12 protein-coding genes are annotated in these 13,661 nt (G+C 70.8%); 1 reads left to right on the top strand and 11 read right to left on the bottom strand.

All coding sequences use genetic code 11. The features are described from left to right. Positions 1 to 22: 22 nt before the first annotated feature. The 11 genes from ABT127_RS07425 to ABT127_RS07375 all read right to left on the bottom strand — a co-directional run bounded on the left by ABT127_RS07425 (position 23) and on the right by ABT127_RS07375 (position 12,191). Positions 23 to 1,105 carry a S1 family peptidase gene (locus ABT127_RS07425; RefSeq protein ID WP_351445563.1) on the bottom strand — a complete coding sequence of 361 codons (1,083 nt, stop codon included), beginning with the start codon at positions 1,103 to 1,105 and terminating at the stop codon, positions 23 to 25. A 331-nt stretch (positions 1,106 to 1,436) separates the two neighbouring features. Continuing rightward, positions 1,437 to 2,228 (bottom strand): slipin family protein, encoded by a 792-nt coding sequence (locus ABT127_RS07420; RefSeq protein WP_351445561.1) that lies wholly within the window; start codon positions 2,226 to 2,228, stop codon positions 1,437 to 1,439. 207 nt (positions 2,229 to 2,435) lie between these two features. Then, positions 2,436 to 3,341: a S1 family peptidase gene (locus ABT127_RS07415; RefSeq protein ID WP_351445559.1), complete on the bottom strand. Its 906-nt coding sequence runs from the start codon at positions 3,339 to 3,341 to the stop codon at positions 2,436 to 2,438. Positions 3,342 to 3,597: 256 nt separating this feature from the next. Continuing rightward, positions 3,598 to 4,350, bottom strand: coding sequence for a DUF1684 domain-containing protein (locus ABT127_RS07410; RefSeq protein ID WP_351445557.1), 753 nt, complete (start codon positions 4,348 to 4,350; stop codon positions 3,598 to 3,600). Then, complete coding sequence (locus ABT127_RS07405) at positions 4,347 to 5,660, bottom strand: LLM class flavin-dependent oxidoreductase (protein ID WP_351445555.1); 1,314 nt, start codon at positions 5,658 to 5,660, stop codon at positions 4,347 to 4,349. Before ABT127_RS07405 ends, ABT127_RS07410 begins: the two co-directional genes overlap by 4 nt. Then, the gene (locus ABT127_RS07400; protein WP_351445553.1) at positions 5,657 to 6,715 is read right to left on the bottom strand and encodes an LLM class flavin-dependent oxidoreductase; all 1,059 of its coding nucleotides are present in this window, start codon (positions 6,713 to 6,715) and stop codon (positions 5,657 to 5,659) included. Before ABT127_RS07400 ends, ABT127_RS07405 begins: the two co-directional genes overlap by 4 nt. 108 nt (positions 6,716 to 6,823) lie before the next feature. After that, entirely contained in the window at positions 6,824 to 7,792 is a 969-nt protein-coding gene (locus tag ABT127_RS07395) for an ABC transporter substrate-binding protein (RefSeq protein ID WP_351445551.1), read from the bottom strand. A 44-nt stretch (positions 7,793 to 7,836) separates the two neighbouring features. Further along, a complete protein-coding gene (locus ABT127_RS07390; RefSeq protein WP_351445549.1) occupies positions 7,837 to 8,598 on the bottom strand; it encodes an amino acid ABC transporter ATP-binding protein in 762 nt (253 codons plus the stop codon). Further along, positions 8,595 to 9,485, bottom strand: coding sequence for an amino acid ABC transporter permease (locus tag ABT127_RS07385; protein WP_351445547.1), 891 nt, complete (start codon positions 9,483 to 9,485; stop codon positions 8,595 to 8,597). The genes ABT127_RS07390 and ABT127_RS07385 overlap by 4 nt, the downstream gene beginning before the upstream one ends. Before the next feature lie 61 nt (positions 9,486 to 9,546). Continuing rightward, the gene (locus ABT127_RS07380; protein ID WP_351445545.1) at positions 9,547 to 11,331 is read right to left on the bottom strand and encodes an FAD/NAD(P)-binding protein; all 1,785 of its coding nucleotides are present in this window, start codon (positions 11,329 to 11,331) and stop codon (positions 9,547 to 9,549) included. Beyond that, positions 11,328 to 12,191, bottom strand: coding sequence for an amino acid ABC transporter permease (locus tag ABT127_RS07375; RefSeq protein WP_351445543.1), 864 nt, complete (start codon positions 12,189 to 12,191; stop codon positions 11,328 to 11,330). The genes ABT127_RS07380 and ABT127_RS07375 overlap by 4 nt, the downstream gene beginning before the upstream one ends. 491 nt (positions 12,192 to 12,682) lie before the next feature. Here ABT127_RS07375 and ABT127_RS07370 point away from each other — a divergent pair, with 491 nt between their 5' ends. Continuing rightward, a complete protein-coding gene (locus tag ABT127_RS07370; protein WP_351445541.1) occupies positions 12,683 to 13,651 on the top strand; it encodes an ABC transporter substrate-binding protein in 969 nt (322 codons plus the stop codon). Positions 13,652 to 13,661 lie beyond the last annotated feature (10 nt).

The raw sequence follows: 13,661 nt of genomic DNA, 5'->3' as shown, positions 1-13,661 counted from the left end.
CGGGGCGCCCCGGGAAAACCGGTCAGCCGATTTCCGCGCCGAACGTGGACAGCGCTTCCGTGACCGGCTGGAAGAACGTCTCGCCGCCGGACGTGCAGTCGCCGCTGCCGCCGGAGGTGAGGCCGATCGCCGTGTCGCCGGAGAACAGCGAGCCGCCGCTGTCGCCGGGCTCGGCACAGACGTCGGTCTGGATCAGACCGTTCACGATGTCGCCGTTGCCGTAGTTCACGGTGGCGTCGAGCCCCGTCACCGTCCCGTCGTGCACCTGGGTGGTGGAGCCGGAGCGGGTCACCTTCTGGCCGACGGTCGCGTCACCGGCCTTGGTGATCGCCTGGGCGGACCCGTTGTAGAGGTTCACCTCGCTGGGGTGGGGGACGTCCGCGGTGTACTTCACGAGGCCGAAGTCGTTGTCCGGGAAGCTGGACTGCTCGTTCGTGCCGATCTCCTGGCCGCTGGAGTCGGACCAGGTGGAGATCGCCTCCGTGCAGTGGCCCGCGGTGATGAAGTACGGCTGGCCGCCCTTGACCACGTTGAACCCGAGGGAGCAGCGGCCGCCGCCGCCCGAGATGGCGTCGCCGCCCGCGACAAAGGGCTTGAACTCACCCTGTGTGCGCTGGAGTTCGGCCTTGGCGCCGAGGCCGTCGACGACCTTGTTCAGCTTCTGCCAGTCGGCGCCCTTGACCGTGCGGTCGGCGGTGACGACGACCTTGTTCGTGGCGGGGTCCGTGGCCCACGAGGTGCCCGGGATCGAGGCGTCGCTCTTCAGCGTCGTCCGGGCGCTCTTCAGCGCCGCCAGGGAGTTCTGCACGATTCTGGCCCGCGCGCCGGCCGCCTCGACGGTCTGCGCCGCGTCCTGGCTGAGCACGTTGACGACGAGGTGCTTGGCCTTGGCGTCGTAGTAGCTGCCCGCCGCGTCCGCGCCGAGGTCCTTGTGCAGGGACGAGGCGAGATTTCCGGCCTTCGCGACGGAGATGCTCTTCGGCGTCAGGTCCGGGGTGTCGGTGCTGGCGTTCGCAGTCTGGAAGGTGATGCCCGCGGCGGCCAGTGCGGCTATTCCCGCTCCGGCCACGGCGACACGCCGCTTGGGTATGCGTCGGTGCTTCAACTCACGTCCTCCTGTGGGGGGTTGGGAACCGGGCCGACGTGGGGGACGGACCGGGTTCCGTGAGGCTGACGGGCCCACTATCCCGACCGTCACAGGGGACACACAAGGTCGACTTCAGGACGCGCGTACGTCAACCCACGTCCACACATTCGCCCTTGCGTGCACCGGCCCTGCCGAGGTCGTCCACCTGCGATCCCCAAAGCAAACACTCCGTGCGCGCACCCTTGGGCACAGGGTGAGGACTAGTCCTGTCCAAAAACAGCCCCGCCCGGGGCGCGGGGAACGGCGCCAGAAGCCCCACCGGATCCGCACCCGGCACACGCCAGGGGCCCTACGGCGCGTCCCCCTCCTCGGCGCGGGCCGCCGGTGTCGCCCGCTCCAGGAACCGCAGCAGCTCCACCGGGAACGGCAGTACCAGCGTCGAGTTCTTCTCGGCGGCGACGGCCACCACGGTCTGCAGCAGACGCAGTTGCAGCGCGGCCGGGGTGTCCTCCATCTGCTGCGCGGCCTCGGCGAGCTTCCTGGACGCCTGCAGTTCGGCGTCGGCGTTGATGACCCGGGCGCGCCGCTCCCGGTCGGCCTCGGCCTGCCGTGCCATCGACCGCTTCATGGTCTCGGGCAGCGACACGTCCTTGATCTCCACCCGGTCGATCTGCACGCCCCACCCGACGGCCGGGCTGTCGATCATCAACTCGAGCCCCTGGTTCAGCCGTTCACGATTGGAGAGCAGATCGTCGAGGTCGCTCTTGCCGATGATGGAGCGCAGTGACGTCTGCGCCATCTGGGAGACCGCGAAGCGGTAGTCCTCGACCTGCACCACGGCCTCGGCAGCGTCGATCACCTTGAAGTAGATGACCGCGTCCACCCGCACCGTCACGTTGTCCCGGGTGATGCCGTCCTGCGCGGGCACCGGCATCGTCACGATCTGCATGTTGACCTTACGGAGCCGGTCCACGAACGGCACGATCATCGTGAGCCCGGGGCCGCGCACCGACGAGGTCAGCCGGCCGAGGCGGAAGACCACTCCGCGCTCGTACTGCTTGACGACACGGGCCGCCGCGGTCGCGTACACCGCTCCGGCACAGACGACGGCCGCTCCGGCCGCCACCAGTTCCTCGACCATCTCACGGCCCCCCGGGATCCGAAGTGGACGCTTCAGGCGCGTGGTTCGGGCGCGCCCTTCGACGGTAGCTCCGCGCGGGGCGGCACGGGAGAGCCCCCGCCCGGTGCGCTGCCGGACGGGGGCTTCCACTGGTGACCGCGGTGCTGCACAGACGTACACAAGACGTACGGTCGGTGCGGTTTCCTACGGGTGACGCGGGTGGTGCCGTCAGAACACGTGGACGCCGTAGACGCTGAGCGCCTCGGTGACCGGCTGGAAGAACGTCGTGCCGCCGGAGGAGCAGTTGCCGCTGCCGCCGGAGGTCAGGCCGTAGGCCACGCCGCCGGTGGAGTAGAGGGCGCCACCGGAGTCGCCGCCCTCGGCGCAGACGTTGGTCTGGATCATGCCGTAGACGATGTCGCCGCTGCCGTAGTTCACGGTGGCGTTCAGCGCGGTGACCTTGCCGCTGTGGATGCCGGTGGTGGAGCCGTCACGGTAGACCGTGGCGCCCACGCTCGGCGTGGCCGCGCTCTTGATGTCCGTGTTGCCCGCGGTGCCGGACTTCGCGACCGAGCTGTTGCTGTACTTCACCAGCGCGTAGTCGTTGGTGGGGAAGCTGTAGTTCACGTTCGAACCCAGCACCGTGGTCTTCGCGGAGTTCGAGTACCAGGTCGAGGCGACCTCACCGCAGTGGCCCGCGGTCAGGAAGTAGTAATTGCCGCTGTTGTCCTGGACGTTGAAGCCGAGGGAGCAGCGGTAGGCGCCGCCGTAGATGGCGTCGCCGCCGGCGATGAGCTTCTTGAAGGTGCCGTTCGTCCGCTCGATCCGGAGCGCGCCCGCGTTGCTGCCGGCCGACTCCTTGATCGAGTTGATCTCGGCCTGCGACACGGTGCTGTCGACGGTGACGACGACCTTGCCGGTCTTGGCGTCGACCGCCCAGGCGGTACCGCCGATGTCGGCGGACTTCACCGCGTCACTGGCGCGGGTGAGCTGGGCCGCACTGAACGTCTGGTTCTCCGCGGCGTGCGCGGAGGGGATGGTGAACGCTGCCGCGGCCAGCAGTCCGGTGCCCGCGGCGATCAGCCCGGTCCGTCTCGCCATGCCGCTTCGGGGGGTGGTGCGCTTGATCCTCACTGGTCGTTCCCTCCTGAGGGAAGTCGGGGGCCCGCGTGGGGGTCGGGGCCCGTGAGGCGCGGTCAGGGACGGTGTGGTCCGGATTCCGAACACGCCGTGACCCTGACAAGCGCTGTTCGGGAGTATTCGGTCTCTCAACTACCCGGCACAAGGGCGCCTTTCGGCCTCCCGGGGGATCTTCGCGGACACGACAAAGCGCCCCGGCGGCTTTCCTCGCACTCCGCGTACGAGGTCCGCCGGGGCTCGGCTCGGCCTGTCAGACGGTCCCCGGGGCCGCCAGGTTCCGCTCGCCCGCCTCGATGCTCACGGTGAGGGTGTTGCCCGGGGGCGGGAAGGGGCAGAGGAAGTGATCGGCGAAGGCGCACGGAGGCAGCGTCGCCCGGTTGAGATCGACGGTCGTCCGGCCGTCGGCGTCGGGCGCCGCCGGGTGCAGGAAGCGGAACCGGTAGCTGCCGCGGCCGCTCGTGGCGTCGGCGAACACGGCCCAGAGCCGGCCGTCCGCCTGCCGCGCGACCTGCAGCGTGTGCTCCTGCCCGGCGAGGGTGAAGGCCAGCTCGCCCGCGAGCCCGAGCGCCCGCTTCCTGCCGTCGGCGTTCTCCACGCGGACGTCCGTGCTCCCGTCCGCGTACGGGGTGAAGCGCCCCTCGACCGACCAGCGCGGGTCGTACGGAGTGGCGTCGATGCCCGCCGACGCCAGGAACGCCGTGCGGGCGGGCGCGGCGGGGTCGAAGTCCCGTACGCCCCACAGTCCTTCGCGGACGATCACGACGAGCCGCCGCTCGCCGAGCGCGACGGTGGCGTCGGCGCCGAGCCGGGTCTCCTCTCCGTCGAGAGTGCGCACGACGGCGTCACCGTCCGTCCGCCACTCTCCGGGGATGGCCGGAAGTTTGCCGTCCGGATAGTCGTCGAGCCAGTGGGTGCCCGTGAGGGAGAGGGGCCCGTGGGGCGCGGAGACGGACGCGGTCCGCTGTTCGTGCCACAGCTTCCAGGCGTCGGCGGCGTCGCTCATGCGGTGAGGATCCTTTCGGGAGTGCGCAGTCCCAGATGGGAGCGCAGGGTGGAGCCGGTGTATTCCGTGCGGAAGACACCGCGCTCCTGGAGCAGCGGGACGACCCGGTCCACGAACGGGTCGAGGCCGCCGGGGGTCAGGTGCGGGACGAGGATGAATCCGTCGGCGGCGCGGCCGCGCACGAACGCGTCGAGTTCGGCGGCGACCGCGTCGGGTGTCCCGATGAACGACTGCCGGCCGGTCGTCTCGATCACGGTCTGCCGGATGGACAGGCCCTTGGCGCGGGAGAGCGCCCGCCACTTCTCGGCGATCTCGAAGACGTCGCCGCGCCGGGTGCGTCCCTGGGAGAGGCCGGAGTCGGGGACGGGGTCGATGTCGGGCAGCGGCCCGTCGGGGTCGTAGGAGGAGAGGTCCACGCCCCACACCTGTTCCAGGGCGAGGATCGCGGTCTGCGGGGAGACCTGCTGCCGGCGGATCTCGGCGGCCTGCTCCTGTGCCTCGGCGGCGGTGTCGCCGAGCACCACGGTGACCCCGGGCATGATCTTGAGGTCGTCGGGCTCGCGCCCGTACGCGGCGAGCCGTGCCTTCACATCGGCGTAGAAGGCCTGCCCGGCCTCCAGGGTGCCGTGCCGGGTGAAGATCACGTCGGCGGCGGACGCGGCGAACTCGCGGCCCTCGGCGGAGTCCCCGGCCTGGATGACGACGGGGTGGCCCTGGGGCGGGCGCGGCACGGTGAAGTCGCCCTCGACGGTGAAGTGCCGCCCCCGGTGGCGGACCGGGTGGTCGGTGCCCGCGTCCCAGAACTCCCGTGCCAGGTCGACGAATTCGGCGGCGCGCGTGTAGCGCTCGGCGCGGTCGAGGTAGCCGCCGCGGCGGAAGTTCTCGCCGGTGAACGCGTCGGAGGAGGTGACCACGTTCCAGGCGGCCCGGCCGCCGCTGAGGTGGTCGAGGGTCGCGAAGCGCCGGGCGGTGTCGAACGGTTCGTTGAAGGTGGCGTTGACGGTGGCGGCGAGGCCCAGTTTCCCGGTCACCGCCGCGAGCGCGTTGAGCACGGTGATCGACTCGGGGCGGCCGACGACGTCCAGGTCGTGGATGCGGCCGCGCTGCTCGCGCAGGCGGAGTCCTTCGGCGAGGAAAAAGAAGTCGAACAGGCCGCGTTCGGCGGTGCGGGCCAGATGCTCGAAGGACGTGAAGTCGATCTGGGACCTCGAGCGCGGGTCGGCCCACACGGTGGTGTTGTTGACACCGGGGAAGTGGGCGGCGAGATGGATCTGTCGCGCGTCGTCCGTACTGCTGGCGTGCCTGGTCATGAGCGGGCCCCCGGGGCGGCTGCGTACTGGCTGACGGGCCGGGCGAGCCCCAGGTGTTCGCGCAGGGTGGCGCCCGGATAGAAGGTGCGGAACAGGCCGCGGTGCTGGAGCAGCGGCACGGTGCCGTTGACGAGGCGTTCCAGGTCGCGGCGCGGGTCGAGCGGGGTGAGGTGGAAGCCGTCGGCGGCGCCCGTCCGGTGCCAGTCGGCGATCAGGTCGGCCAGGTCGACGGGGCCGCCCCGGTACAGCGGTCCCTCGTCGGTGGGCAGCGGTCCGCCGCCGTGTCCCGGCTGGGCGGCGTGCTCGCCGCCGCCGAGGTCGATGCGGAGCGCGCCGAAGACCCGCAGTTCGTCCGGGTCGCGGCCGTGCTCGGTGGCGCGGCGCCGCAGTCCGGTGCGGGCGGCGGCGAGCCGGTCCGGGTCGCCGACGCCGACGAGCGCGACGTCGGCGTGCCGGGCCGCGACGTCGTACGCGTACGGCTGCGTGGCGTCGACCACGACGACGGGGCGGCCCTGGGGCGGGCGGGGCACGATCGAGGGCCCGCGCACGGAGAACGTCCGGCCCTCGAAGTCGACGTAGTGCAGCTTGTCCCGGTCGATGAAGCGGCCGGTGGCGACGTCCCGGATCTCGGCGTCGTCCTCCCAGCTGTCCCACAGCCGCTTCGCCACCTCGGCGACCTCGCCCGCCTCGTGCCACAGGTCGGCGGGCGGGGCGGCCGTGTCCCGCCGCCCGAAGAGCCGCACCTCGTCGTCGCCGGGCGACACGTCGGGCCGCCAGCCGGCCCGCCCGCGGCTCACCCAGTCGAGGGTGGCGACGGCGGCCTGGACGTGGAACGGCTCGGTGTGGGTGGTGGTCACGGTGGGCACGAGCCCGATCCGGGAGGTCGCCGGGGCGATCCCGGACAGTACGGCGAGCGCGTCCGGTCCGGGCGCGGCGAAGGTGTCGCGCAGGCTGACGAAGTCGAGCGCACCGTGCTCGGCGAGCCGGGCGAGCTCCAGGTAGGGGGCGGGATCGTAGGTGTCGGCGAGGTCGACGGCGGCGGCGAGATGAAGCATGGCGGGCCTCTCATCAGGGAAAACAGCAGCTCGGCCAGGGGCGAGGGGAACCGGGTGGCCGGCCGCGACGAGGCCCGCGGCCGGCCACCCACAGCTCCCGGCACCCGCCTACGAGGTCTTGGGCAACCCCCGGGGGTTGACCTCCGACTTCGGCACGGCCTCACTGCTCAGCCCCCACCGCTTCAGCACTCGCGCGTACGACCCGTCCTCGATGACGTGGTTGAGCGCGGCGGCGTAGGCGTCGACGAGCCCGCTCCCCTTCTTCGTCGTCGCGGCGATCTCGCCCTGGACCTCGTCGCCGCCCCCGGAGATGGTCCCGATGATCTGCGACTGCCCGGCGGACGCGACGTGGTAGGAGGAGGCGGGGCTCGGTCCCAGGTAGGCGTCGATGCGGCCGGACTGGAGCGCCAGGTAGTAGTCCGTGTCCTTCTGGAAGTACTTGATGGTGACGGGCTTGCGGCCCGCCTTCTCGTTGCGCTTGCTCCAGTCGACGAGGATCTTCTCCTGGTTGGTGCCGGAGGAGACGGCGATCGTCTTGCCCGCGACGTCCTTGGGCTCCTTCACCCGCCAGCTCGTGCCCTTCTTCGCCTCGAAGGCGATGTTGTCGAGCCGGTAGGTGGCGAAGTCGTACTTCTCCTTGCGCTCCTCGGTGACGGTGACGTTGGAGAAGACGGCGTCGAACTTGCCGCTGTCGAGTCCGACGAACAGGTTCTCCCAACTGACCAGCTCCTGCTTGACCTTGAGGCCGAGGGTGTCGGCGACGAGGACGGCGAGGTCGATCTCGGAGCCGATGCGGGTCTTGTCGTCGGTGGCGAAGAAGCCGAGTGGCGGCGAGGCGTCGGCGCTGCCGCCGAGCCGCAGCGTGCCGCGCTCGCGCACGGCCGCGGGGAGCAGCGCGGCGATCTTGTCGACCTTCTTGCCGCGGATGCGGTGCTGGTCGGGGCCGATGTTGATGTTCCCGACCTTCTTCGTGCCGGAGCCGCTGGTCGCGGCATCGCTGTCACCGCCGCAGGCGGTGAGCAGGGGAGCCAGGGCGAGCGCGGCGACGGAGGCGGTCAGGGTGCGGCGGGACAGCATGTGCGTACTCCTCGAAGAGATGTCGAACAGGAAGGGTGGGGACGTCAGAGGACCTTGGAGAGGAACTCCCGGGTGCGTTCCTCGCGCGGCGCGTCCAGTACGTCGCCGGGGGTGCCCCGCTCGACGATGCGGCCGTCGTCCATGAAGACGACGGTGTCGGCGACCTCGCGGGCGAAGCCGATCTCGTGGGTGACGACGATCATCGTGGTGCCCTGGTGTGCGAGGTCGCGGATGACGTCGAGGACCTCGCCGACCAGCTCGGGGTCGAGCGCGGACGTCGGCTCGTCGAACAGCAGCAGCTTGGGTTCCAGGGCGAGGGCCCGGGCGATGGCGACGCGCTGCTGCTGGCCGCCGGAGAGCCGGCGCGGGTAGGCGTCGGCCTTGTCGGCGAGCCCGACGCGGTCGAGCAGCTTGCGGGCGCTCTCCACCGCCTGGGCGCGGGGGCGCTTGAGCGCGGAGACCGGGGCCTCGACGACGTTCTCCAGGACCGTCAGGTGCGGGAAGAGGTGGAAGTTCTGGAAGACGAAGCCGATGTGGGTGCGCTGCTTGAGGATCTCGCGCTCGCGCAGCTCGTACAGCTTGTCGCCGGAGCGGCGGTAGCCGACGAGCTGTCCGTCGACGCTGATCCAGCCGCTGTCGACCTTCTCCAGGTGGTTGATGGTGCGCAGCAGCGTCGACTTGCCGGAGCCGGAGGGGCCGAGGACGACGGTGACCTCGCCGGCCCGCACCTCCAGGTCGATGCCGCGCAGCACCTCGACGGAGCCGAAGCTCTTGTGCACGGACTTGATGTCCACCATGGCGCTCATCGGGTGGAACCTTTCGCGAAGTGACGCTCGACGTAGTGCTGGAGTACGGAGAGCGCGCTGGTCAGGAGGATGTACCAGGCGGTGGCGACCATCAGCAGGGGCACCACGCGGCCGTTGCGGCCGTAGATGACCTGCACCTGGTAGAAGAGTTCGCCGATCGCCATGACGGAGACGATCGAGGTGCCCTTGAAGAGGGAGATGACCTCGTTGGCGGCGTTGGGCAGGATCGAGCGCATCGCCTGCGGCAGCACGATCCGGCGGATCTGCCGCAGGCGCGGGATGCCGAGGGCGGCCGCGGCCTCCAACTGGCCGCCGTCGACGGCGAGTACACCGCCGCGGACGATCTCGGCGGCGTACGCGGCCTGGTGCAGGGCGAGGCCGAGGACGGCGGCGCTCATCGCGCCGACGAGCCCCATCGTGTCGAAGGAGAAGAAGCCCGGTCCGAAGGGGATGCCGAACGTCAACTCCTTGTACAGATAGGCAAGGTTGAACCAGAACAGCAGCTGCACGATCAGCGGGATCGAGCGGAAGGCCCAGATGTAGCCGAACGCCACCGTCCGCAGGAACCGGCTGCTCGACAGGCGCATGAAGGCCAGCACGATGCCGAGGGCGAAGCCGAGCGCCGTGCCGTACGCGGTGAGCTGGAGGGTCGTCCAGACGGCCTTGAGGATGACGTCCGCGGTGAAGAACTCCGCGAACACCTCCCACTCCCAGCCGGCGTTGGTGGCCAGGCCGTGGACGAACTGGGCGAGCAGCACGGCGGTCACGGCGATGGCCACCCACCGCAGGGGATGGCGTACGGGGACGACCTTGAGGTGTGCGTAGGCGTCGCGCGGCGCCTCGGCGGCGTCGGTGGTGTCCAGGGGTGGATCACTGGTCAGAGACATGGGTGTCCTCGGAGACGGACGAACAGGGAAGAAGGAGCGGGCGAGACCGGCCGGACCGGCCTCAGGCGGCGGTGGCGCGACAGGAGAGGTCGTGCAGCAGGGCGAGGACGGCGCGGGCCGTGGCGTCGTTCTGCCGGAACGCCGGGCCGCCGGTGCGCGGCCGGGTGAAGGCGCCGGCGCCGCGCGCGTCGGTGTGCGGGCCGAGGGCGAAGCGGCGCGGGTGGGCGGTGCCGTCGCGGTCCAGGACGCGCCCGTCGGCCGGGTTGACGGCGAGCAGCCCTTCGTCGGTGGACCGGGCGCCCTCCTCGTACAGCGTGCGCAGCAGCCGGTCGCGGGTGCGGGCGAGGGTCGGCTGCGGCAGGCGGGCCTCGACGAGGGCGCGGGCCTCGACCGTGACGCCCGGAGCGCCGGCGCTCGTGGCCCTGAAGACGCCGTCGCGCGCCTCGACCCGCATGTCGGCGCCGACGAACTTCACGATGCCCGCGCGGGACAGCGCGAGCAGTTGGCGCAGGCGCGGGCCGGGCGGTCCCGACGCCAGATAGCTGAAGAACCCGTGCCACCACGGGCCGACGTCGCCGAGCCTGACGAGCTGCCCGTACACGGAGAGCAGGCCGAGGAAGACCGCCAGGTCGGGGCTGTGCGCCGGGTCGTGGCGGCGCTCCAGGTCGTCGGTGATGTGGCCGCGCAGGCCCTCCTGCAGTTCCTCGTACGAGCCGTACCGCACGCCGTCGAGCGGGCGGTCGAGGGCGGCGAGATCGAGCCGGTCGGCGGGGTCAGGCACGGTGGCGGCGACGAGCGCCCGCTGCTCGGCGCTGAGCGGTGCCGCGGCGGCGTACTTCGCCTCGAAGACGTCCCAGGCGACACGGGTGCGCTCGGGGTGGGCGGCGAACAGGCGGTGGTAGTGCGCGAAGCCGAGTTCCTTGTCGATCAGCGGCCACACGTCGCGCCGGAAGTCGTCGGGCCCGAACCCGCCCTCCCTGGCGAGGAGTTCGTCGATCTGCGCCGGTCCGAGGAAGCGCGGCAGCGGCGGCCGCTCCCCCGTGCCCCAGTCGTAGCCCAGCTTGGCGTGGTAGGGCACCCCGCGCCGCGATCCGACGTGCAGGACGGGTTCCCGCCCCGAGGGCACGTAGGCGTCCCCCTCGAAGCGGCCGCCGCGCCCTTCCGTCAGCAGCACCATCAGGTCGACGAAGGCGAGCCCGAACCCGCGGACGAGCACGTCCTGGCCCGGCGCGAGCACACTCAGGTCGGAGTCGGCGGTGAAGTCGGGCGGCAGATGGACGAGGCCGTGCCGGGCGGCGTACGCACCCAACGCCTGCTGTTCATCGTCCAGTTCGGCGTCCAGGTGTCCTTGCGCGAGGACGACGGCGTCGGCGGACAGCGGACGCGGCACGCCGTCCAGCCACACCTGCTGGCGGCCGTGGCGCGGCCCGGAGACGCGCAGGGCGCGCCGGGGGTGGTGGTGGACGGTGATGCCGTCGGGCAGCGCGGCGACGGCCCGCTCGTACACCCACCGCAGATAGCCGCCCTGCCGGCGCCGGTCGGCGAAGGTCCGCCCGTCGATCCCCGCCCACTCGTGCAGCACGGGTCCGGGCACCACGGGCCCGGCCAGCTCCACCGTCTCGTCGGTGAACATCGTGACGTCCTGGGCCTGCGAGTTCATCCACAGCAGCGGCGACTGCTCGCGCCGCCAGATGCGCCCGCCGCCCGGCGGATAGGGATCGACGAGATGCACGTCGAGCGCCAACTGGTCCGCCTCGTCCGGGACGTTGGCGGCGAGGCGCTCCAGGATGCCGGTCCCCCGCGGCCCGGCCCCCACGATCACCAGGGACTGCCGTACGGGACTCATCGCTGCGTCCCGCGCGCGTAGTGCCGCTCGACGTAGTACTGGCCGACGCTGAGCAGCGAGGTCACCACGATGTACCAGATGGTGGCGACCAGCAGCAGCGGGATGACCTGGTAGGTGCGGTGGTAGACGAGCTGCACCGAGTAGAGCAGGTCCTGCACGGCGATGATGCTGACGATGGAGGTGCCCTTGAGGGTGCCGATCAGCATGTTCCCGGCCGGCGGCACGATGGCCCGCATGGCCTGCGGCAGCACGATCCGGCGCCAGCGCCGGTACCGGCTGAGTCCCAGCGCCTGGGCCGCCTCCACCTGCCCCCGGTCCACGGAGAGGATGCCGCCGCGCACCACTTCGGCGGCGTACGCGGCCTCGTGCAGGGTGAGTCCGATGATGGCGACGGTGACGGGCCCGAAGAGGTCGACGGTCTTCACCCCGAGGAGGCGCGGGTACAGGGCGCCGATGTTGAACCAGAACAGCAGCTGCACCAGGATCGGCACCGACCTGAACAGCCAGACGTATCCCCAACTCACGGCACGCAGGACGGGGTTGGCGGAGAGCCGCATGACGGCCAGCAGGGTGCCGAAGGCGAAGCCGAGCGTCATGACGAGCGCGGTCAGCCACAGCGTGAGCCAGAGCCCGCGCAGCACGGAGGCGGTGGTGAAGTAGTCGGCGACGACGTCCCACTGGAACGCGTCGTTGCGCAGCACCGAGTTCACGGCGAGGCCGAGCAGGGCGAGCACGACGACCGCGGCGGCCCACTGTCCGGTACGGCGGCGCGGAACGATGCGCGGGGCGGCGGCGGAGGCCTTGCCGGGTGGCGCTTCGGCCAGGGGATCCGAGGGGGACGACAGTGTGTCTGAGGACATGGGAAGGCTCCGTGGGCTGGAATCCCGTCCAGTACGGTCCTGCCGTCACACCTGCTGCGTGCGTGTCGCTCGGGCCGAGCCCCTCAGCAGCGGTCCCGTCCCGAGAGTACGGGGCCTGTCACGCCGCCTGTCAAGGCTGTCCAGACTGTGAGCCGCGCGTCTCAAGTGAGTTGACGCCGAACCGGATGCCTGTTCCACTAATGCCCATGCATCCGCAGCAGTGGCTGGTCACCCGCTCCCACATCGACTTCGGTCGCGTGTGGTCCGCGTCCTGTTGATGCCCTTCCGACGCCTCTGAGCGCGTCTTTTCTTCTTTCTCCCTTCATCTCCCGGCGATTCCGCCGCACTTCGACGCGTCCCGTTCCCGGTCCAGGTACGCGCCCTCACCCTGCTGCACGCTCCCCTCGCACAGCCGGTTCTCCAGCACTGCCAAGTCGCACTGCTCTGTTCTCCTCTGCTCTGCTTGCCATCGAAGGGCATCTCTCTCCGCCATGCGTTCCTCCACTCGCACCTCCAGACTGTCCGCTTCCTCCATACTCTCGACTTTTGCCCTGATCACCGTCGCCGCTCTGGGACTGACCGCCTGCGGCTCGGGGAGCGGGACGGACGACGCGGCGCCGGCCGGTGCCGCGAGCGACAAGATCCCGACGAAGGACGTGGTGTCGTCCGTGGCGAAGGACCCCGCCTCGGCGAAGCTCCTCCCGGCGTCCGTCCGCAAGAGCGGCAGCCTCACCATCGCCGTGAGCGTGGGCGGCAGCCCGCCCAACTCCACGTATCTGCCCGACGGGAAGACCGTCGTCGGGCAGGACATCGACTTCGCGAACGCGGTCGCCAAGGTGCTCGGCATCAAGCTCGACCAGCAGGTCGCGAGCTTCGAGGCGATCCTCCCGGCCCTCGGCAGCGGCAAGTACGACCTCGGCACCGGAAACTTCGGCGTCACCGACGAACGCCGCAGGACCATCGACTTCGTCACGTACATCAACGACGGCCAGGGCTTCGCCGTCCGCAAGGACAGCGACCTGAAGAAGGTCACCGACCTGACGCAGCTGTGCGGCCTGAACGTCGCGACCGGCGCCGGCACCACGTTCGAGACGACGCTGGAGGAGAACAAGGATCTGTGCCGCAAGGCGGGCAAGAAGGCGTACGACGTGAAGACGTACGCGGAGCCGAGCGCGATCTGGTCGTCGCTTCAGCAGGGGCGCAGCGATGTGGTGATGAGCACCATCAACGGGCTGCGCTACGGGGTGGCCCATCAGGAGGGGCTGCGGTTCCTGAACGAGTTCCATCGGCTCGACGTGGGGTTCGCGTTCAAGAAGGGGACGCCTCTGGCCCCCGCGTTCCGCTCCGCGGTGAACCGGTTGATCGCGGACGGTACTTATCGGAAGATCCTTGCCAAGTGGGGTACGGCGGATTCGGCGATCAGCAAGTCCCAGATCTCCCCTCCGGAGATCAAGGACTGATCCGGTCCGT

Source organism: Streptomyces sp. NPDC001904 (assembly GCF_040297005.1).
GTDB lineage: Bacteria > Actinomycetota > Actinomycetes > Streptomycetales > Streptomycetaceae > Streptomyces.
Note: the sequence above shows the minus strand (reverse complement) of the source record. Positions and strands in the feature narration are given on the sequence as shown.